Raw genomic sequence first — 20,020 nt, forward strand, 5'->3', positions numbered from 1 at the left:
GTCTATTTAACATCCTGCCGTGAGGTTACCATGTTCAACGAAATCAAATTATCCCGTCGTCAGGCCCTCTTGACCGCGACCATGGCCGGCGCGTTTGCCAGTGTTCCGGCGGTGGCCCAGACACAGGCACCGATCGCCTCGACCCTTCAGGTCGGCCGCGAGGGTGCGCCGCTCAATCCATTCATCTATGGCGGCTTCCTGGAGCATATCGGCGACCTGATCAATCACAGCCTGTGGAGCGAGGTTCTGGACGACCGCAAATTCTTTCACGCGGTGGATTCGACGCCCGCACCCAAAGCCGAAGGCGCGGTGTCGCGGATGCGCGCCGTCAATAAATGGGTTCCGGTCGGGCCCGACGCGGCCGTGACCATGGATCGCAAGACACCCTGGATCGGTGAGCAGTCGCCGGTGGTGACACTCGCTGGCGCCGCGCCGCGCGGCATCGCCCAGTCCGGTCTGGTCCTGACCGGCAAGAAGGATTATGTCGGCCGCGTGGTCATCGCCGCCGACGGCGCTGCCGATATGTCCGCCACTCTGATTTGGGGTGCCGGAGCCACGGACCGGCAAACGGTCAGGCTGGCCGCCGGCAAAGACTGGAGCACGGCGCCGCTGCGTTTTTCGCCCCGGGCCGATACGGCCGAGGCCCGCCTCGAAATCACCGGAACCGGTGCGGGGACTTTCCGCGTCGGCGCGGTGTCGCTCATGCCGGCAGACAATGTCAAGGGCTTCCGCGCCGACACCCTGGCCCTGATGAAAGAGATCGACTGCAAGATACTGCGTATTCCGGGTGGCAACTTCATTTCCAGCTATGATTGGAAAAATACCATCGGCGATCTGGACAAGCGCCCGCCGATTCTGGATCCGGTGTGGAATTTCGCCCAACCGAACGATGTCGGGGTGGATGAACTGCTGCAGATGTGCCGGCTGATCAATGCCGAACCGAGCTGGTCGGTCAGCACCGGCTTTGACAGCCCGCGATCGGGGGCGGAGCAGGTGGAATATATCAATGGCGCGGCCGATACCGAATGGGGTGCGAAACGTGCCGCCAACGGTCATCCGGAACCCTATCGCGTTAAATACTGGAATGTCGGCAACGAGATGTACGGCCACTGGCAGATGGGCCACATCCCGATGAACCAGTATGCCGTCAAGCACAGTCTGTTCGTCGACGCCATGCGCAAGGTCGATCCGTCGATCTATATCATCGCGCCTGGCGGTTTCGCCGACGAGATGACGACGGGGCAGGGCATCTTTATCGAAGGCCAGCCCCAGGTCGAATTCGGCTCGGATCGCGACTGGGCCTATGGCATGTTCTCCAAGGCCTGGGGCAAGTTCGATGCCCTGGCCACCCACGCCTACCCGCCGGAAAACAAGAAGTTCGACATCAAGACCGGCAAGCTGTTCGATGTCCAACGGCCCCTGGTCGAATGGGCGCGCCAGCCCGCCAACCGCGTCCTGACCATGGTGGAATGCTGGGAAGAGTATAAGCGCCGCTTCCCGGCGTTGAACGACGGCAAGGTTAAGGTATTCTTCGACGAATATGCCTACAGTTTCCGGCAGACGCTGAAGACCTGCCTCGCCATGGGCATGTGCCTGCATGAGTTTTTCCGCCACTCCGACTTTATCGACATGGCAGGCTACACCATGGCGACCGGCTGGATGGACTTTGACCGAACCCGTTCGGTGATCAGCGCCACGGGACGCATGTATCAGATGTACAACCAGCATTTCGGCACTATCCCGATCGCCGTGACCGGCAACTCACCGGTACCGGCGCCGGAATATCCGGCGGGCGGCGACCAACCGCGCGTTAATGCCGGCAGTCCGACCTATCCGCTGGACATCTCGGCAGCTCTCACCGCGGACCGCAAAGCCTTGGTGGTGGCGGTCGTCAATGCCACCGAGCGCGCTCAGACTCTGCAACTGGGTTTGGACGGATTCACGGCGCAAAAAACCGGCCGTAGCTGGAAACTGACGGGCTCAAGCCTGGACGCGCAGAACCAGGTCGGCAAACCGCCCGAAGTGGTGGTTGCCGAAGGCACATTCGCTACCTCAACCGCGCTGAAAATCGCGCCGACCAGCGTCGAGCTTTACGAATTCGCCCGCGCCTGAGGGGCCGGGCAGAAAATAAAGAGGAAACGACCATGAAACGACACACGCGAAACCATGCGCTCTGGGCGGTTTCGGCACTTGCGCTCCTGACCGCGCTCGCCGCCGCACCCGGCGCTTCCGCGCAAAATCCGCTCGACCGTGCGCCCTACCAGGACGTGACGCGGACGCCCGAGCAACGCGCCGCCGACCTGGTGTCGCGCATGACGCTCGAAGAAAAGACCTCGCAATTGATCAATGATGCGCCCGCCATTCCGCGACTGGGGGTGCGTGAATACAACTGGTGGAACGAAGGCCTGCATGGTGTCGCGGCAGCAGGTCATGCCACCGTCTTCCCCCAGGCCGTCGGTTTGGCGGCGACATGGGACGAACCGCTGGTTCATCAGGTCGCCGACACCGTCAGCGTCGAATTCCGCGCCAAATATGTCGAAAGCCGGCATCGTTTCGGCGGCTCGGACTGGTTTCGTGGCCTGACCGTGTGGTCGCCGAATATCAACATCTTCCGCGACCCGCGCTGGGGCAGGGGCCAGGAGACCTATGGCGAAGATCCGTACCTCACGTCCCGTATGGGCGTCGCCTACGTCGAGGGCCTGCAGGGGAACGATCCCGTCTATTACCGCGTCGTGGCCACGCCCAAACACTTCGCGGTCCACAGTGGCCCCGAAGCCGGGCGTCACCGCGACAATGTCGATCCGTCGCGCCGCGATCTGGAAGACACCTACCTGCCGGCCTTCCGGGCGACGATTACCGAGGGCAAGGCGGAATCGATCATGTGCGCCTATAATGCCATTGACGGGCAACCGGCCTGTGCCAACGAGGATTTGCTCGTCACCCATCTGCGCAAGGACTGGGGCTTCAAAGGTTATGTGGTGTCGGACTGCGACGCCGTGGGCGACATCTATTACAAGACCTCGCACCATTACAAGGCGACGCCAGAGGAGGGCGTCACCGCCGCCTACCAGATGGGCACGGACCTGATTTGCGGCAACGCCAACGAGGCCGACCACCTGACCGGCGCAGTCCGCCAGGGCCTGTTGCCGCAAAGCGTCATCGATACAGCCTTGGTCCGGCTGTTCACCGCGCGGTTCAAGCTGGGCCAGTTCGATCCGCCGGCCAAGGTTTTCCCGGACATCACCGCCACGGATTACGACACCCAGGCCAATCGCGACCTGTCGCAGCACGTGGCGGAATCCGCCATGGTCCTGCTAAAAAACGAAGGCAATCTGCTGCCGCTGAAGGCCGAACCCCATACCATTGCGGTGATCGGCCCCAATGCCGACTCGCCCGACTCCCTGGTCGGCAACTATAATGGCGACCCGTCGCATCCGGTGACCATCCTTAACGGTCTGCGCGCCCGCTTCCCCAATGCCGAAATCCGCTATGCCCCAGGCTCTGGCCTGATCGATCCTGTCCTGACAGCCGTACCGGACGAGGACTTGTGCCGCGACAAGGATTGCCATGAGAAAGGGGTGACGGTCAGTCAATTCACCGCCGCCGATCTGTCGGGCGCCGCTCAGTCGGTTGCCGCAACCACCAATGCCAAACAGGCCTGGAGCGGTGAGCAGCGCAGCGGTTCCGTGCGCTTCGAGGGCTATCTGACCGCGCCGGAAACGGGCGAGTACCGCTTCCGTTACGACGCCAATGGCGGTTATCGCATTTGGGTCAATGACAAATTGGCCGTCGATGCCTGGTTTGTCGACTGGCGTCCGTCCATTGCGACCGGAACGGTTCAGCTTGAGGCTGGCAGCCGTAACACCATTCGTGTCGAATCCTTCCAGCGCCAGGACGCGGGCGACGAAAAACTGCTGTGGAGCCTGCCGTCGGATACCGGCGCCAAGGACGCCGTCGCTGCTGCGAACGCCTCCGATCTTGTCGTGTTCGTCGCCGGTTTGTCGCAACGCGTCGAGGGCGAGGAGATGCGGGTCGAAACGCCGGGCTTCTCGGGCGGCGACCGCACCAGTCTTGACCTGCCGCCTGTCCAGCAAAAGGTACTGGAACAGGTAAGCGCGACCGGCAAGCCCGTCGTTCTGGTCCTGGTCAATGGCAGCGCGCTGGGCATCAATTGGGCCGACAAAAACGTTCCGGCGATCGTCGAGGCCTGGTACCCCGGCGGCCAGGGCGGCGCAGCGGTCGCCAGGCTGATCGCGGGTGACTTCAGCCCGGCGGGCCGACTGCCGATGACCTTCTATCGCTCGGTGGACCAGTTGCCGGCGTTCAACGACTACAGCATGAAGGGCCGAACCTACCGCTACTTCAAGGGCGAGGCGCTTTATCCCTTCGGCTACGGCCTGTCCTATACCCGTTTCACCTACGCTCCGGCGAAAGTGTCGGCCGCAAACGTGAAGGGTGACGAGCCGGTGACGGTCTCGGTCGACGTCACCAACAGCGGCGGCAGGGATGGCGACGAAGTCGTGCAACTCTATCTCAGCCATCCCGGCGAAAAAGACGCGCCGATACGCGCCCTGGCACGGTTCGAACGCGTTCATCTGAAGTCCGGTGAAACAAGGACGGTCACCTTCACCCTCGACAGCCGTGCGCTCAGTACGGTGAACGCGGATGGCTCGCGTTCTGTCAAACGCGGTAAAGTCAGTGTCTGGCTGGGCGGTGGACAACCCGACGGCCGGCCGGGGCTGGCCAAGGCCTCCGGCGCCGCGGCGTCCTTTACCGTGACCTCCACCCTGACCCTGGAGCCCTGATCATGGTCGCTATGAGGCGCGCACTTGGATGTATTCTGGGACTGGTCCTGACCGGAATGGCCGGCGGCGTTCTGGCGGAAACCGGCTCGGGGCCGTACCCCGCTGTCTTCGAGGAAGACGCCACCCTGCCGGACCACGTGGTCTACAGGCCGGAAAAGATGGCGGATGTAAAGGCTGGGAGCCTGGGCGTCTATGTGTTCGGCAACGGCGGATGCAGCCGTGACGGCACCAGTTCGCGCAATCACCTGTTGGAAATCGCCTCCCAGGGCTATCTGGTCATAGCTCCGGGCATGATTCCGTCGGCGCACCCGCAGGTAAACGACGCGCCGCCGGCAGGCGGGCAGTTGAAGGCGCCGACGGCGCCCGAGGCGCTGACCGAAGCGATAGACTGGGCCGTCCGCGAGAACGGCCGCGTCGGCAGTCCCTACTACCAGCGACTGGCGCCCGGCAAGATTGCGGTTTCCGGATGGAGCTGCGGCGGGCTGCAGGCGATCGCCGTCGCCAGCGACCCCCGTATTTCCACCGTCGTCATCATGAACAGCGGTGTGTTCAACGAAGGCAATCCTATTGCCGGCCTGAAGGTTGACAAGAGTATGCTGGCCAACCTGCACGGTTCCGTCATCTACGTCATGGGTGGCCCCAGCGATATCGCCTATGCCAACGGCCGCGACGACTATGCGCGAATATCGCAGATACCCGCCGCCTATATTGATATTCCGGTCGGTCATGGCGGAACCTATATGGAGCCTCACGGCGGAGTCGGCGCGGAAGTCGTGACGGCGTGGCTGAACTGGCGGCTGAAGGGCGACCTGGCAGCCGCTGCAAAATTCCAGGGCGACGACTGCGCCTATTGCGCGGACACGCGCCTTGCCTACGAACACAAAAACTTTTGACGACCCTGACCACCCTGGCGACCCTGGCGACGTCGTAAGGCCCGCTGATGGTCAGGAGCCTTCGCTCGTGAGACGTCTTTGGGTCACCATGCCGTCTTTTTTACGAGCATCCCGGTGGCTGTTTCCGTCGGGGATGACAGCGCTGTCCCGAGGATCGGAAGCCCCGAGCGTGGTGGAATAGTGGGCGCCGCACCATCGCAATAAGCCGGCCGTATGCACATACGTCGAGGAAATCTGCGCAAAATTCAGCCAAAAATCCCCCATAAACTCAGACAAATGAGCGAGGCTACGAAAGTTGCACCAAAGAAAATAGATATTATAAACACTAAAAAAACAGCGGCTTCCATTTCACGCATGAAATATTATGCCGCTTATTTTCCAGATTTCGCATTATATTAAATAAAAACAATATAATAAATTCACGGGCGGTGCGTCTATCGTGTCCGGCACGTCATGTTGCACTGCCATATATGAAAATGACTTTTCCTAATGTCACGGCGTAGTGTTTTATTTGCGCCACGTCCGCATTTTTTCCGGTTATTGTCGGACTTTAAACTTGAAAAAATGTGACCGCTATCATAACCTCGTTCCGTCACAGTGCGCGGGGCGTCGCGGACATGCTGCTGTTCAAAGAACACGGCGTCCGGCCTGGGACCAATGCCAATAAAATACCTAGTCAGATCGCTCGCGCCTTCGCGAGAGACACAAAATTTCCCCGGGGCCAACGAAGCCAAAAACGGGACAGGGAGAAGACAAACATGAGAACTTCACGAGATAGCTATGTCCAAAATCAGGGTACGGCGCGACACCGCGCCAGCTTAGGCAGGGTGCTGCTCGGCTCCTCGGCCCTGGCGGCCGCGATGCTTTGGACGCCGGCTCTGGCGCAAGACGCGGCGCCGGCGACGTCCACCGATGCCGCAGCCGCGCAAAACGGTGAAGAGACGGTCGTTGTCGTCACCGGCATCCGCAAATCGCTGGAAACGGCTTCGCAGATCAAGCGCAGGGCCGGCACCTTCGTTGATTCCATCACGGCGTCCGACGTCTCGGCGCTACCGGATGCCAGCGTGGCGGAAGCCCTGGGGCGTATTCCCGGCGTGTCCGTGTCCCGCTATTCGACCCTGCCGCAGTACAACACCGGCGGCGCCGGCGGCGCCAGCGGCGATTTCCCCTCGGCTGAAGGTTCGGGCAACCTGATTCGCGGTCTCTCCTTCGTGCGTTCCGAATTCAACGGTCGCGATCAGTTCACCGCCAACGGTGGGCGCGCGCTCGATTGGTCCTCCATTCCGCCCGAACTCGTCGGCGGTGTCGATGTGTATAAGAACTCCTCGGCGGAGCTGATCGAAGGCGGCGCTGCCGGTACCATCAACCTGCGCACGCTGGCTCCGTTCGACCGCAAGGGTGCGGTCTTTTCTGTCAGCGTGGATGGCACCTATGCCGACCTGCGCAAGAAATGGGCGCCCACCTATAGCGTCATCGCGAGCAACCGCTGGCAAACGGGTTCGGGCGAATTCGGCCTTTTGGGGGCCTATTCTCATTCCGAGCTCAAGTCGAACATCAACGATTGGCAAGTCGGCGCTCCGGTGCCCAAGGTCAATGTTGGCGCGGTAGAAGATCAGGGGCCGGACAAGTTTGTCGGCGTGCCTGTCAGCAACGTCATTGGTACCCAGACGGTCTTCCAACTGCGTCACAACGAGCAGGACCGCGAGCGGACCAGCTATTACCTGGCCGGGCAGTGGAAGAACGACGACACCAGCGTCTTGATCAAGTATATCAACGTCGAGAACGGCACCGACACGGTTGAACATACCGTTGAACACCTGCCGGATTCCGGTACGCCCAACAACACCGTGCTTAGCAACATTACCACCCGTCCGTACAGCGGCACTGTCGCGCTCTGCAATATCGGCTTTTCAGGCCCGGGTGGCTGCAGCCAGCCGATCGCCATCGGTCAGTTGATGACTGCCGGTACGATTAACGCTGCCGGAAGCGACGGCGGTGCCTATGGTTATGGTATCAATACCTTGGGCCGCGGCGTCATCGACCGGTCGAAGACCGAGGACTTGAGCCTCAATCTGAAGCACAATTTCAGCAGCCAATTGCACCTAAACTTCGACGTGCAATACACCAAGGCAACGGCCGCGCAAACCGAACTCTGGGCCGGCGGCCAAACCCATTTCATGGTCGACGAAGTCGCCGATCTCGACCATGGTTCCGTCAGGTTCCATATGGATCCGCGTGGCAACCAGATCACGGCCGTCAAGCCGGGCATGACAGCGACCGTAGCCTCGGACAATACGGCCGATCCAAGCGTCTATTGGTGGCTCTACAACGCCGATAACGAGCAAAAAGGTAGTGGCGATCTCATGGCAGTCCGCGGCGACCTCGCCTACGATTTCGCGGACAATTCTTGGTTCAAGGACGTCAAGTTCGGCGCCCGCTATTCCGAACGTAACCAGACCAATGACACCGCGAACCAGAACTGGGCGGGCGTGGCGCCGCCGTGGGCTGGCGGCGGTGCAACACCGCTCAGCACCTTGCCGGCAGGCATGACCGAGGTCGACGATTACAAGGACTTCTTCCGCGGCGGCCTCGTCCAGGGCAACAACACCGGGTTTGTCTACATCAGCCGGGATTATCTGCTGAACTACGGCAAGATGGCCAAGTTCTTCGCGGACAACTCAGGGGCGGACGGCGTGGTCCGTGGCGCGCCATGGGCGCCGCGTGTGCCGATGTTCCCGGCGGATAACCGTTCCGAGATCACAGAAAAGACGAGCAACCTCTATGTTCAGTTCGACTTCGAGCATGATCTCGCCAACGGCCAGTCGATCGAAGGTAATTTCGGCGTTCGCTATTCGAAGACCGACCTGACATCAGCGGGCAATCTTGTCCGCGTCCTTGCCGCGGAATCGGCCTGTACGCCTGGCACGGACACCAACGGCGTGGTCACCACGACCTATGCCTGCTCCCACAACAGCCCGCAGGACTTCCTGCCGGAGACGGCCGCCTACCTGTCTCAAGCTGCGCAGGCGATCAACTACTCAACCAGCGACGATCACTTCCTGCCGTCGTTTAACATCAAGTGGAACCTGAACGACGACATGTTGATCCGTTTTGGCGCCAGCCAAAACCTGACGCGAGCAAATATTGCGGATCTGCGGGCCTACACGACCTACAACGCCAATACGACGACGGTAACTTGGCCGGCTGGCCATTGCGTATCCATCGGTCTGCCGGAAAACTGTAATGACGGGTTCCAGAACGTCACCCTGAATGCGATCAGCGCGGGCGGCGGTAACCCCCGTCTGAAGCCGACGACTTCGGACAACTTCGACCTCTCCTACGAATGGTATTTCCCAAGCGGGAACGTCACCGCCGGAGCGTTTGTCAAGAAGCTGCATGACGTCATCCAAGGCGGCTCCGAAACTATCGGCAGTGTCACGCTGGATGGCAAAAACGTACCGATCACCTATAGCGGCCAGGTCAATTCCAAAACCGTGGACGTGAACGGTATCGAACTCGCCTATCAGCAGTTCTACGACTTCCTGCCGGGCATATTCTCGCACCTCGGCGCACAGGCCAACTTCACCTATATCGACGCCAGCACGACTCCGGATTTGTCGTGTACGAATAACGGTGAAGCCTGCCGCTATAACATCACCGACTTGTTCGGTCAGTCCAAGTACCTCGCCAACCTGGTCGGTATCTATCAGGATGGCCAGTTCGAGGCCCGCCTGGCCTATTCGTGGCGCAGCCGGTACCTGATCGTCAAGGGCGACTACATGACGGGTAACCCGACCTACAATCAGGCGGGCGGCTTCCTGGATGCGTCGTTTAAGTACAACATGAACGAGCACCTCCAGTTCCATACCTCGGTTGAAAACCTGCTTGATACGACCACGAAAGCGGTCATGCAGGTCGATGCGGCGGGACACACCCTGCCCCGCTTCGCCATCAAGAATGACCGCCGGATTGTGGTAGGCATTCGTTACCTGTACTAAACCGGTCTGAGTGAGGGGCGGAAGACGTTTTTTCCGCCCCTTTTTACCCGCGCGTTTTTCGTCCGTGAGGTTATCCATGAAAAAGCTTTTATGTGTCGCAGCGGCCTTTATGGCCGTCATAGCCGTCTCGAGTGCCGAGGCAAAACCCTATAAGGTCGCCGATAAGCCGGGAGACGCCGGCTATTTCAACGTGCTTGAAGACGGCGGTTTCTGGACAGTCGGCTACACGGGCGAGCCCGGGCAGTCCAGCCGTGAGATCGCCGAATATGCCCTGAAGCGCGCCGCCGATCTGACCGCCGAACAACATCAGGCCTGGTTCGCCGTGCTCACGACTACCAATCGCATGGTGCAGCTTGGCGTCGCTGACGACCTGCAGGCTCGCGCCGGCAATTTTATGGGTTCGGGCGCAGGCTCGACGACCTCGGCGCCCATCGCCGGTGCGCCGGGCACGAATTCCCAAAATAACACCGGCACGTTCGGTGGTTCCTCCGTGCCCAACGACGTTCTGGAAACGTGGCAGCCGCGCAAGGTGCGTCAGACGATCCTAGTGATCGAATTGGGCTCAGGCGATAATGCATCCTTTCCGGGACTGGATCACACGCCGGAAATTTTCCCGGCGACTTCCTCTGCACCCGCGGCACCCGAAAAATAAACGGCCGGCCGAACCAGCAGGCTATGGGTTTGGCTTAGGGCGGATGAGTAGAGTAGAGTAGGGTGGGACTATGGAAGTCGAGGTACATGAAGTCGGGCGTTCGAAAGCAAAGCTTATCGTTATTGACGACTTTCTGAGCCATGCACAGGACGCCGTGGATGCGGCTGCCGCACTGCCCGCCTTTCCATCAGAAGACAAGACGGCCTATCCGGGCAGGCGTCACCAGATCAGCCCTGGCGACAAGGCTTCATCCTGCGTCATGGACATATTGAAAACCGCGGGTCCTGTCATTCAAAGCCATTATGATGCGGACAATTTCAGAGTTCTGGAGGCCAGTTTTTCCCTGGCCACGACTCCGCCTGAGCAAATGAATCCCCGACAACGCGTTCCCCATTACGACCGTGACGACCCAAACCATCTGGCCATCCTGCTTCATCTGCATCACGTCCCCGACACCGGCACAGCCTTCTACCGCCATGTCGCAAGCAATCTCGAACAGGTAGGCCACGATACGGCCCCTGAGCTTCGCAGGCTGGTCCAGGCGGAACTTGCGGAAAATGATCCGACTCCGGCAATCTCCGCAGGGGGCTCGAACGCGCACTACGAAAAGATATTCCACGTCGAAGCGCGTTTTAACCGACTTGTCATCTACCAGGGATGTCTGCTTCACTCAGGCTACTTTTCGCCTGACTTCAATTTCAGTGGCGATCCTCGGACGGGACGGCTGACGGCCAACGTCTTTATCCAGAAGGGCAAGGAGAGCGGCTGACGGGCCGATGAAGAATGTGTTGCCGGGCATGATCGGCGAAATCGGTCTACAAGGCTTTCAGTTTGTTTGGGCAGCTAGTTTGGGATTTTGGGATGTCGCAGCCTGCGAACCATATAGAAAAAATCTGCATTTTGGGCGGCGGCACGGCGGGTTGGATGACCGCGGCAGCCCTCTCTCACAAGCTGCGAGGGCTGCCGATCCGGATCGAGCTGGTCGAATCCGATGAAATCGGCACGATCGGCGTCGGCGAAGCCACGCTGCCGCATATCCGGAAATTCAATGAAACCCTGAACATCGACGAAGCGACCTTCATGAAGGCGACCGAAGCGACCTTCAAGCTGGGTATCGAGTTCTGTGACTGGGGCCGGCCCGGCGACCGGTATATCCATCCGTTCGGCGACTACGGGAAGCCCATCAACGGCATCCCGTTCTACCAGGCATGGCTGAGATTGCGGGCCTTGGGCGAAACCGCCCGGCTGGACGAATGGTCGTACGCCATCCTGGCGGCGGAAAAGGGCCGCTTCCAGTATCCGGCAAAGGACTCACGCGCGGCCGAGTCGGGCTTCGGCTGGGCGTACCAGTTCGATTCGTCGCGATACGCCCAGTTCCTGCGGCGCTATGCCGAAGCCAACGGTGTCGTCCGCACCGAAGGCAAGGTCCGTCATACATCCTGCCATCCGGAAACGGGTTTTGTCGAACATCTGGACCTGAACGGAGACCGCAGGGTCGCGGCCGAGCTTTTTGTCGACTGCTCCGGCTTTCGCGGCGTGCTGATCGAACAGGCGCTCGAAACCGGTTACGACGACTGGAGTTGCTGGCTGCCCTGTAACCGGGCGATTGCGGTTCCCTGTGAATCCCGCGGCCCCCTGACGCCCTTCACACGCGCCACGGCGCGTCAGGCCGGCTGGCAGTGGCGTATCCCGTTGCAGCATCGTGTCGGGAACGGCCATGTCTATTGCAGCAGCTTCATCTCGGACGATGAGGCTGCCGCCCAGTTGCTTGGCAATCTTGAAGGGCCCACCCTGGCGGAACCGAGACAGCTCTATTTTACCACGGGCCGGCGCCGCAAATTCTGGAACCGGAATGTTGTCGCCATCGGCCTGGCCGCCGGCTTTCTCGAGCCCCTGGAGTCGACGTCGATACACCTGATCCAGGAGGGGATTACCGAACTGCTGCAATTGTTCCCGGATCGCGAATTTCATGTCTCGGATGCCGACGAATATAATGATCGCATGGGCCTCGCTTTCGAGCGCGTACGGGATTTCCTGCTCCTGCATTACGTCGCCAACCAGCGCGACGAGGGCGAATTGTGGCTGCATTTTCAAAACCTGGTCCTGCCCGACAGCCTCAAGGAGAAAATCGACGCCTGGATGACACGCGGCCATATTATCAAGTACGAGTTCGGCACCTTTCTGCCGCCCAGCTGGCTGGCCGTGCTGCTGGGGCAAAACCTGATACCTCGCGGCTACGACCCGCGCGTCCTGACCATCCCCGACGCGACGCTGGTCGCCGATAGTCGCCGCCTCCGTGAGGCCGTGCTGGCGGCTGTGCAGAGCACGCCGCTTCACGCCGATTTCATCAACCAGGTCGGTGCGCAATCGGACCGCGCGCCCCTGATCGCAAGCGTGCAGTAGCCCCGTGTCGACACCTCTTGACCCAACCCCGATCGTTCATATTGCCGTCTGCGGCGGCGGACTTGCCGGTTACATGACGGCCACGGCGCTGTCGCATCAGCTTCCGGCAACGCACCGCATCACCTTTATCGCCATCGAAGACACGCCATCGGCGGACATCTTTTACGGCAGCGTAACCTCGCCGTCGGCCTACGACTTCAATCTGTCGGCCGGCGTCACCGAACCCGCCCTGGTCAGGCAGAGCGGCACGGCCTTCTCGCTCGGCACGCGCTACGAAACATGGGGAGGTGAGGGGAAAACGTGGTTTCAGGGCTTTCAACTGCCCTTGCCCATTCTCAATGGCGTGCCGTTTCACCAGTACCTGACACGCCAGGGCCAGTACGACCTTGAACCCTATCTGGTGTCAGCGGCGGCGGCCAAGCGTGGCGCCTTCGCGCATCCGCCGGAAGCGCCCGCCCATCCCCTGAGCCGGGCCGAATATGGTTATAACCTCGATGTCACCGCCTATCGCAGTGTGTTTTCTTCGGCCATGGACGCGGCCCAGGTGCATGTCGTTCGTGCCGGCGTCGCCGACATTGAGCTGAGCGCCGGCGGCATAGGCGGGTTGCGCCTGTCTGACGGCCAGCGTGTTGCGGCGGATCTGTTCATCGACTGTACGGGCCCCGAGGCCACGCTGCTGAGCCGACTCGGCGCCCGGCAGGTGGGGCAGAGGCGGCTGGCCGCCGTCATGAGCAGGATACCTGGCGACACGCTGGGGCCGGCCATGCGCACCCTGACGGGCCGCCCCTTCGGCTGGCAATCCGTTACGCCGCTGCAGGGCGCGACGGCGAAGTTGACGGTGTTCACGGACGACGACGAGGACCTGGCCCTTGCGGCCCATGGCGCTACGCCCGATGTCGCCGCTTGCGCCGTGCCGGGGCGCCAGGCCCAGGCGTGGATCGGCAATTGCGTCGCCATCGGCCAGGCTGCGGCGCTTGTCGAGCCCCTAACACCCGCGCCCATCATGCGACTTCAGCGCGATATCGAGCGACTGCTTTCGCTTATCCCCCTGTCAGGCGACATGGCGATGGAACGTCAGGAGTTTAATCGCCAATTCGACAACGACCACGAACATGCGGAGCTCTTTCACCGCGCCATGTTCGCCACCACGCCGGTGGCGGGATCGTCATATTGGGAAGCGGCGCCGACCCAGCCCACCGCCAGGCTGGATCGCAAAATCACGCAGTTCCTGAGCCGTGGCGTCCTGGTGTCCTATGATCTGGAGCCCTTTACGCCCGAGGATTGGATCGTCCTGCACTATGGCATGGGCCGCCGCCCCGGGCGCAGCGATCGCCTGGCGGACCAGATACCGGAGACCGAGGTGAAGCGATACCTGGCGGACATGCAGGGCGGTATCGCCGCCATGGCGCGGACCATGCCCGGCCACCACGCCTATATGAGCGGATTGAAAAACTTCCTGGCGCGGGAAGGTGCCTGATCCATGGTCACGCCCATAAAAGAGATCGTAATTGTCGGTGGCGGATCCGCGGGGTGGATGACGGCGGCTGCGCTATCCAGTCTTCTGGCGCCCAAGGATGCGTCGATCACCTTGATCGAGTCCGACGACATCGGCATCATCGGTGTCGGTGAAGCCACAATTCCGGACATCATCAATTTCAATCGCTTGCTCGGCATCGATGAGGCCGATTTTATCCGCGAAACCAACGCGACCTTCAAACTGGGCATCGAATTTATCGACTGGGGACGCAAGGGCGACCGCTATATCCATCCGTTCAGCGGCCATGGCGTCGACATGAACGGCTTCGACTTTCATCAATACTGGCTGCATAGCCGCGCCTCAGGCAACACGCATCCCATCGATGACTACAGTCTGTGCGCCGTAGCGGCGCGGCACGGGAAATTCGTCCATCCCGATCCCAACCCGCGCTCCATAAACTCGCATATCCGCTACGCCTATCATTTCGACGCCAGCCTCTACGCCAAATACCTGCGCGCCTATGCCGAAAAGCGTGGCGTCCGCCGTATCGAAGGCAAGATCCAGACGGTAGTTCAGGCGCCCGAGACCGGCCATATCGCCGAGCTCAAGCTGGAAAACGGCCTGGCGGTAACGGGCGAGTTCTTTTTCGACTGCTCCGGTTTCAGGTCACTGCTGCTGGGCCAGACATTGGACATCCCATTTACCGACTGGAGTCACTGGCTGCCGTGCAACTCCGCCCAGGCGGTGCCCTCGCAACATGCCGGACCGCTGCTGCCTTATACCCGGGCCACGGCGAAATCGTCAGGCTGGCAATGGCGCATACCCACCCAGACCAGGACCGGCAACGGCCACATCTACTGCCGCGATTTCATCTCCGACGATGAGGCGACCTCCGTCCTGCTTGCCGGTGTGGATGGCGAATTGCTGGCATCGCCCCGGACCATCCGATTCACCGCCGGCCATCGCCAGACCTTCTGGTCGAAGAACTGTATCGCCATAGGTCTGGCGGCCGGCTTCCTCGAACCGCTGGAATCGACATCGATCTACTTGATCCAGGAGGGCATCAGCCGCTTCATTTCCCTCTTTCCGGATGCCTCCCTGCCGAACGTCTTCCGCGAGGAATACAATCGTCATATGCGGGTCGAGTTCGAACAGGTCCGCGATTTCATCATCCTGCACTATTCGGCCACCGAACGGACCGACAGCCCCTTCTGGGACTACTGCCGGACCATGTCCATTCCCGATAGCCTGAGGCACAAGATCGCCCTGTTCCGCGAAGGCGGCCGCGCCTTTCGCCACGACGACGAACTGTTCTCGCGCCCCAGTTGGGTGGCGGTCTTCCTGGGGCAGAACATCGTCCCCAGGGCCGTCGATCCCATCGTCGCTCATCTCCCGCCAGCCGAGGTTACGCAAAGCGTCGAGTCGATGCGCGTCGCCATGATCAAGGCAGCGCAAACCATGCCGACGCATGAGCAATATCTGACAAAATATCGCAAAGCCGGTTTACCTGCCCACCCGTAACCAAGATTTTATCCGCAAGCCGACAAAGTTATGATAGCGGTAACACAACAATGCGTGTCCACCGGCGCGTCTCATAAAAAACAGGGATTAATCTATGGCGTTACCTGACCAGGACGGCGTTTTTTCGCTGAAGGGACTTGTCCGAAATTTTGGCCCCATGCTGACCGCGCTGGTGCTCGCCTCGGCGGCACTCTCCATGACAGGGGGCGAGGCGCAGGCGCAAAGCACCCCGGACGCGACGACCGGGGCGGCCGCCCAGGTGCCGGCCCTGCCGTTTGTTAGCCCCATCTTCGGCGACAACATGGTCTTGCAGCGAGACAAGGCCAATGCGATCTGGGGCTGGTCCCAGCCCGGCGACACGGTCCGGGTCGATATCGGCGGACATTCCGCCCAGGCAGAGGCTGACAAGGACGGGCGATGGCAGGTGAAGCTGCGGCCGCCGACCGCAGCCGGCCCCTGGGTGATGCACATTTCCGGCCGATCGCAGACAATCGACATCAAAAATATCCTGGTCGGCGACGTCTGGATCGGCGGCGGGCAGTCCAACATGGCTCTGCCGCTGAAGTTCGCCAGGGATGGAGACGCCGAGGTCAAGACCGCCAACGAACCGGAAATCCGCTACTTCACCGTATCCGGTCACGCCGCCTATCATCATACCGATATCATTCAGGGTTCGTGGAAAGTCGTGTCCCCCGAGACCGCCGATGAGATATCCGCGGTTGGATATTACTTCGCCCGCAAGCTGCACGGCGAACTGCATGTGCCGATGGGTCTGGTCATCGACGCCGTCGGCGGTACCCCGGCCGAAAGCTGGACGAGCGCGCCATCCTTGGCGCCGCTTAAGGATTTCGATGTCGAGCTGGCCGAATTGAAGCGCCTGACCGATAGCGGCGCACCCGAATACGGCAATTTCGTCATGCACTGGTATGATCGCTACGATATCGGCCTTAAAGGGAACTGGAAGGAAGCCGACTTTAACGACACGGGCTGGAAACCGGTGACCATCCCCGGCGGCTTCGCCGAGTTGGGCGTGCCGGACGCGCCCGCCCTGGTTTGGTTCCGCCGGGAGATCACGCTGCCCGATCCGGTTCCCGCCGGACCTTCGGTGATCGCCCTGGGCTCGATCGAACGCATGGACACGGTCTATATTAACGGCGCAGACGTGGGCAGCAGTGCCTGGGTGGAAAACCCACGCCGGTATGTCATTCCGCCGGCGGTTCTGAAGCCCGGCCGCAACGTCATCGCCGTCCGGGTGCTCAAGACCAAGCCCGCCGGCGGATTTCTCAGCAAGCCGGAAGACCTGTATCTCAAGCTGGGTGACGGATCCCAAATCGCCCTTGCCGGCGCGTGGAAAGGCCAGCTCAGCATCGATGCCCGGCCGCCGCAGCCCCTGCCTTTAGCCTACGAGAACTGGCCCGTCATGCCGGGCGTGCTTTATGAAGGTATGCTGGCGCCGATCGCACCGCTCGCGGTGCGCGGCGTCATCTGGTATCAGGGCGAGCAGAACTCCGAGCGCGGCTATCAGTACCGCAAAATTCTGCCGGTCATGATCGAGGACTGGCGCAAACTGTTCCGCCAGCCGGACCTGCCGTTTTACGTGGCGGGCCTGCCGGCTTTTCAGGCGCGGCAAGCCGACCCGACGGATGACGGCTGGGCGGACCTGCGCGAATCCCAGTCCCTGACCGTGGCGGCGGTCCACGATACCTGCCTTGCCGTGACGATCGACACGGGCGAAGCCGACAATATCCATCCGAAGGACAAGCAGCCGGTCGGCGATCGCCTGGCGGCCTGCGCTCTGGCGGGTACTTACGGACGGCCGGTTGTGTCGTCCGGTCCCACCCTGGCGTCGGTTGACCGGCTTCCGGGCGCCCTGCGCCTGCATTTCGGGCATACGGATGGCGGTCTTGTGGTCAAAGGCGATACGCTGGGCGAGTTTGCGGTGGCTGGCGAGGACGGCCGGTGGGCCTGGGCCGAGGCGAAGATTGACGGCGATACGGTCGTTGTATCGTCGCCCAAGGTGGCGCATCCGCTGGTCGCGCGCTACGCCTGGCAGTCCAATCCGCTGGCGACCCTGTTCAATGGCGCCGGTTTGCCGGCCGCGCCGTTTCGTACGGACAGCTATCCTCTGGTCACCCAAAAGGCGGGCGAGTGAGTCGCGTCGCACGATAAGCCCGTAAGCCACTGTAATGTCGACGCGCTGGCCGTTGTCCGCGCCCTGTTCGAATCGCGTCCGGCGGCGGCCGGCGATCCTCGAATACGCAACAGCGGTTATTTGGTGGGGCGCTAAGAACAATTTCTTGAGATTTTGGTTATATCCTCCTGCAAAACCTTGTGACAGGGCGATGAGAAATGGCTGACGTCTATCCGCTTTATATAACCCTACGCGATCTGATGGTGCGTGCGGCGCCAAAAATGAAAATTGCCAAGGACGCGTTGGGGGAACTGACTCTCAATGTGACCGTCGATATCATGAAGGCAAAGGACGCGCCCTGGTTCGGATCGGTGAGGCTCACCGGGTCGAACGTCTCCTATTATTTGCCGCCTTTAGCCGCAAAAGAAGGGCGCGATTTACCGGTATCCGACGCGTTGAAACGCCATGCCCAAAGCAAAACCTGCTTCACGTTCAACGACATCGAACCGGAACTTTTTGCTGAGCTGGAAGCGCTGACCAAGGCTGCGGCAGCCGCGATGCCGTAAAGCGTTAGCGTTTCGCCGAATTGGAAATCACCACCAGGGCGGCCGCCCAGGCGTTTTAAGCCGGCTTTTTGGTCCCCAGGAAGACCATGACGGCAAAATAGACCATGGCCACCAGGGTCAGCACCGAGCCGATGCCGACCACAGGGACGGACCACGGCATCTTGGCGATCGAGCCGTAGATGCCGGCGGGCAGCAGGATCGTCCCCAGAAGCGCGATACCGTAGTGCACGCCGGCGGCGCGCGACGACAGATTGGGCCGGCTGTTATAAAACAGGCCCGCCAGGAACATGAGAACGCCGCCGGCCAGGTTGAGGTGCGCATGGGCCGGCGCATAGGTGAAGTCTTCGTGCATGCCCATATAAATGCCGAAGACCATGCCGATGATCAGCACGATGACGCTGGTACGCAAAAACAGATTGCCGGTCATGATAACCCCCTGTGGCAGTGTGTTGTTCGGTCAACCTACAGACGGAAACGGCGTTACGCAAGACGGCCGCTTTCCCCGGCTTGCGGCGAGGCGAAATCCGGAGCATGTTAGCGTTAACGCCCTCCAGAGGCTGGCCCGAAATTATGAGGACAACGCTTATGAAATTACCCGTGATCATGGCCCTGGCGGCCGCCCTTTTGGCGGGCGCGGCTTGCGCGCAAACACCGGGCTTCGATGTCGCCATTACCGCCGACGACCTGCCGGCCCACGGCGCGGTGCCGCCCGGCGTAACGCGCGAACAGGTGGCGGCCGACTATTTGGCGGCGCTGAAATCGCACAATGTCCCGGAGGCTTACGGCTTCATAAACGGCTTCCATGTCGCCAAAGACCCCTCGACCTATAAGGCGCTTCAAATGTGGCGCGATGCCGGCTATCCCCTGGGCAATCATGGCTTCACCCACATGAACATCAATGACGGCGGGCTCGCGGCCTTCGAAGGCGATGTCGCCGGCAATGAAGAGATGCTGGCCAAGCTCATGCCCGGCGAAAACTGGCACTATCTGCGCTTTCCCTTCCTGGCCGCCGGCACCGATCCGGCCCTGCACGCCGGTATCATGGCCTATCTGAAGGACCATGGTTACAGAATAGCCGACGTCTCGATCAGCTTCAACGACTGGGCCTATACCGACACCTATGCCCGCTGCATGGCCAAGGGCGACCAGGCGACGATCGAGCAGATGAAGGCGCAATATATGGCGGGCGTGAAGGCCTCGATCGCCGTGGCGCGCTACGGCTCGCAAAAGGTCTATGGCCGCGAGATTTCGCACGTTCTGCTGATCCACGAAGGCGCCTTCACCGCCCTGATGCTGCCCCAGGTCCTGAGCGAGTTCGAGGCCGAGGGCGCGCGCTTCGTCACACTCGACCAGGCCGAGAGCGACCCGGCCTATGCCGAAACCGACGAACATGCCGGCGACGGTATCGTCATCGAACGCACGGCCAGGGAAAAGGGCATCGACATCTGGAACGGCGCGCCTGCCCAGGTCGATATCTCGAACCTGAGCAAGCTGTGCTTGTAACGACTTCTCTATAACCCTTCTCCTCCCTTGTGAGCCCGCAGGGCGAAACGGGGGTATAGCGAGCGAAAGTA

General features: G+C 61.1%; 13 protein-coding genes. 12 read left to right on the forward strand and 1 reads right to left on the reverse strand.

Annotated features, from left to right (window positions below):
- Positions 1-30 precede the first annotated feature (30 nt).
- From AC1DX3_RS13625 to AC1DX3_RS13675, 11 genes are all read left to right on the forward strand, one after another.
- Positions 31-2,112 carry an alpha-L-arabinofuranosidase C-terminal domain-containing protein gene (locus AC1DX3_RS13625; protein ID WP_476989853.1) on the forward strand — a complete coding sequence of 694 codons (2,082 nt, stop codon included), beginning with the start codon at positions 31-33 and terminating at the stop codon, positions 2,110-2,112.
- A 32-nt stretch (positions 2,113-2,144) separates the two neighbouring features.
- Positions 2,145-4,805, forward strand: coding sequence for a glycoside hydrolase family 3 protein (locus AC1DX3_RS13630; RefSeq protein WP_476989854.1), 2,661 nt, complete (start codon positions 2,145-2,147; stop codon positions 4,803-4,805).
- A gap of 2 nt (positions 4,806-4,807) precedes the next feature.
- Positions 4,808-5,698, forward strand: a complete 891-nt coding sequence (locus AC1DX3_RS13635; RefSeq protein WP_476989855.1) for an alpha/beta hydrolase — start codon at positions 4,808-4,810, stop codon at positions 5,696-5,698.
- A gap of 758 nt (positions 5,699-6,456) precedes the next feature.
- Positions 6,457-9,696, forward strand: coding sequence for a TonB-dependent receptor (locus AC1DX3_RS13640; RefSeq protein WP_476989856.1), 3,240 nt, complete (start codon positions 6,457-6,459; stop codon positions 9,694-9,696).
- Positions 9,697-9,772: 76 nt separating this feature from the next.
- Positions 9,773-10,348, forward strand: coding sequence for a CC0125/CC1285 family lipoprotein (locus AC1DX3_RS13645; RefSeq protein WP_476989857.1), 576 nt, complete (start codon positions 9,773-9,775; stop codon positions 10,346-10,348).
- 70 nt (positions 10,349-10,418) lie between these two features.
- Positions 10,419-11,117, forward strand: a complete 699-nt coding sequence (locus tag AC1DX3_RS13650; RefSeq protein ID WP_476989858.1) for a DUF6445 family protein — start codon at positions 10,419-10,421, stop codon at positions 11,115-11,117.
- Positions 11,118-11,209: 92 nt separating this feature from the next.
- Positions 11,210-12,751: a tryptophan halogenase family protein gene (locus AC1DX3_RS13655; RefSeq protein ID WP_476989859.1), complete on the forward strand. Its 1,542-nt coding sequence runs from the start codon at positions 11,210-11,212 to the stop codon at positions 12,749-12,751.
- Between the two features lie 4 nt (positions 12,752-12,755).
- On the forward strand, positions 12,756-14,228 hold the full coding sequence (locus AC1DX3_RS13660) for a tryptophan 7-halogenase (RefSeq protein ID WP_476989860.1): 1,473 nt from the start codon (positions 12,756-12,758) through the stop codon (positions 14,226-14,228).
- 3 nt (positions 14,229-14,231) lie between these two features.
- Positions 14,232-15,749 (forward strand): tryptophan halogenase family protein, encoded by a 1,518-nt coding sequence (locus tag AC1DX3_RS13665; protein ID WP_476989861.1) that lies wholly within the window; start codon positions 14,232-14,234, stop codon positions 15,747-15,749.
- A 94-nt stretch (positions 15,750-15,843) separates the two neighbouring features.
- Positions 15,844-17,901: a sialate O-acetylesterase gene (locus AC1DX3_RS13670; RefSeq protein ID WP_476989862.1), complete on the forward strand. Its 2,058-nt coding sequence runs from the start codon at positions 15,844-15,846 to the stop codon at positions 17,899-17,901.
- Positions 17,902-18,098: 197 nt separating this feature from the next.
- Complete coding sequence (locus tag AC1DX3_RS13675) at positions 18,099-18,446, forward strand: hypothetical protein (protein WP_476989863.1); 348 nt, start codon at positions 18,099-18,101, stop codon at positions 18,444-18,446.
- Between the two features lie 55 nt (positions 18,447-18,501).
- Here AC1DX3_RS13675 and AC1DX3_RS13680 read toward each other — a convergent pair whose 3' ends face one another.
- Positions 18,502-18,873, reverse strand: a complete 372-nt coding sequence (locus AC1DX3_RS13680) for a hypothetical protein (protein WP_476989864.1) — start codon at positions 18,871-18,873, stop codon at positions 18,502-18,504.
- A gap of 158 nt (positions 18,874-19,031) precedes the next feature.
- On the opposite strand from AC1DX3_RS13680, the gene AC1DX3_RS13685 reads away from it, so the two are divergent.
- Positions 19,032-19,949, forward strand: coding sequence for a polysaccharide deacetylase family protein (locus AC1DX3_RS13685; protein ID WP_476989865.1), 918 nt, complete (start codon positions 19,032-19,034; stop codon positions 19,947-19,949).
- The last annotated feature ends 71 nt before the right edge of the window (positions 19,950-20,020 follow it).

It is taken from the genome of Asticcacaulis sp. P2_B1 (genome assembly GCF_056404915.1).

Coding starts and splice junctions, on each gene's coding strand:
- AC1DX3_RS13640 (WP_476989856.1), top strand. CDS start 6,457: ATGAGAACTTCACGAGATAGCTATGTCCAAAATCAGGGTACGGCGCGA.
- AC1DX3_RS13670 (WP_476989862.1), top strand. CDS start 15,844: ATGGCGTTACCTGACCAGGACGGCGTTTTTTCGCTGAAGGGACTTGTC.
- AC1DX3_RS13655 (WP_476989859.1), top strand. CDS start 11,210: ATGTCGCAGCCTGCGAACCATATAGAAAAAATCTGCATTTTGGGCGGC.
- AC1DX3_RS13685 (WP_476989865.1), top strand. CDS start 19,032: ATGAAATTACCCGTGATCATGGCCCTGGCGGCCGCCCTTTTGGCGGGC.
- AC1DX3_RS13680 (WP_476989864.1), bottom strand. CDS start 18,873: ATGACCGGCAATCTGTTTTTGCGTACCAGCGTCATCGTGCTGATCATC.
- AC1DX3_RS13645 (WP_476989857.1), top strand. CDS start 9,773: ATGAAAAAGCTTTTATGTGTCGCAGCGGCCTTTATGGCCGTCATAGCC.
- AC1DX3_RS13650 (WP_476989858.1), top strand. CDS start 10,419: ATGGAAGTCGAGGTACATGAAGTCGGGCGTTCGAAAGCAAAGCTTATC.
- AC1DX3_RS13635 (WP_476989855.1), top strand. CDS start 4,808: ATGGTCGCTATGAGGCGCGCACTTGGATGTATTCTGGGACTGGTCCTG.
- AC1DX3_RS13665 (WP_476989861.1), top strand. CDS start 14,232: ATGGTCACGCCCATAAAAGAGATCGTAATTGTCGGTGGCGGATCCGCG.
- AC1DX3_RS13625 (WP_476989853.1), top strand. CDS start 31: ATGTTCAACGAAATCAAATTATCCCGTCGTCAGGCCCTCTTGACCGCG.
- AC1DX3_RS13630 (WP_476989854.1), top strand. CDS start 2,145: ATGAAACGACACACGCGAAACCATGCGCTCTGGGCGGTTTCGGCACTT.
- AC1DX3_RS13675 (WP_476989863.1), top strand. CDS start 18,099: ATGGCTGACGTCTATCCGCTTTATATAACCCTACGCGATCTGATGGTG.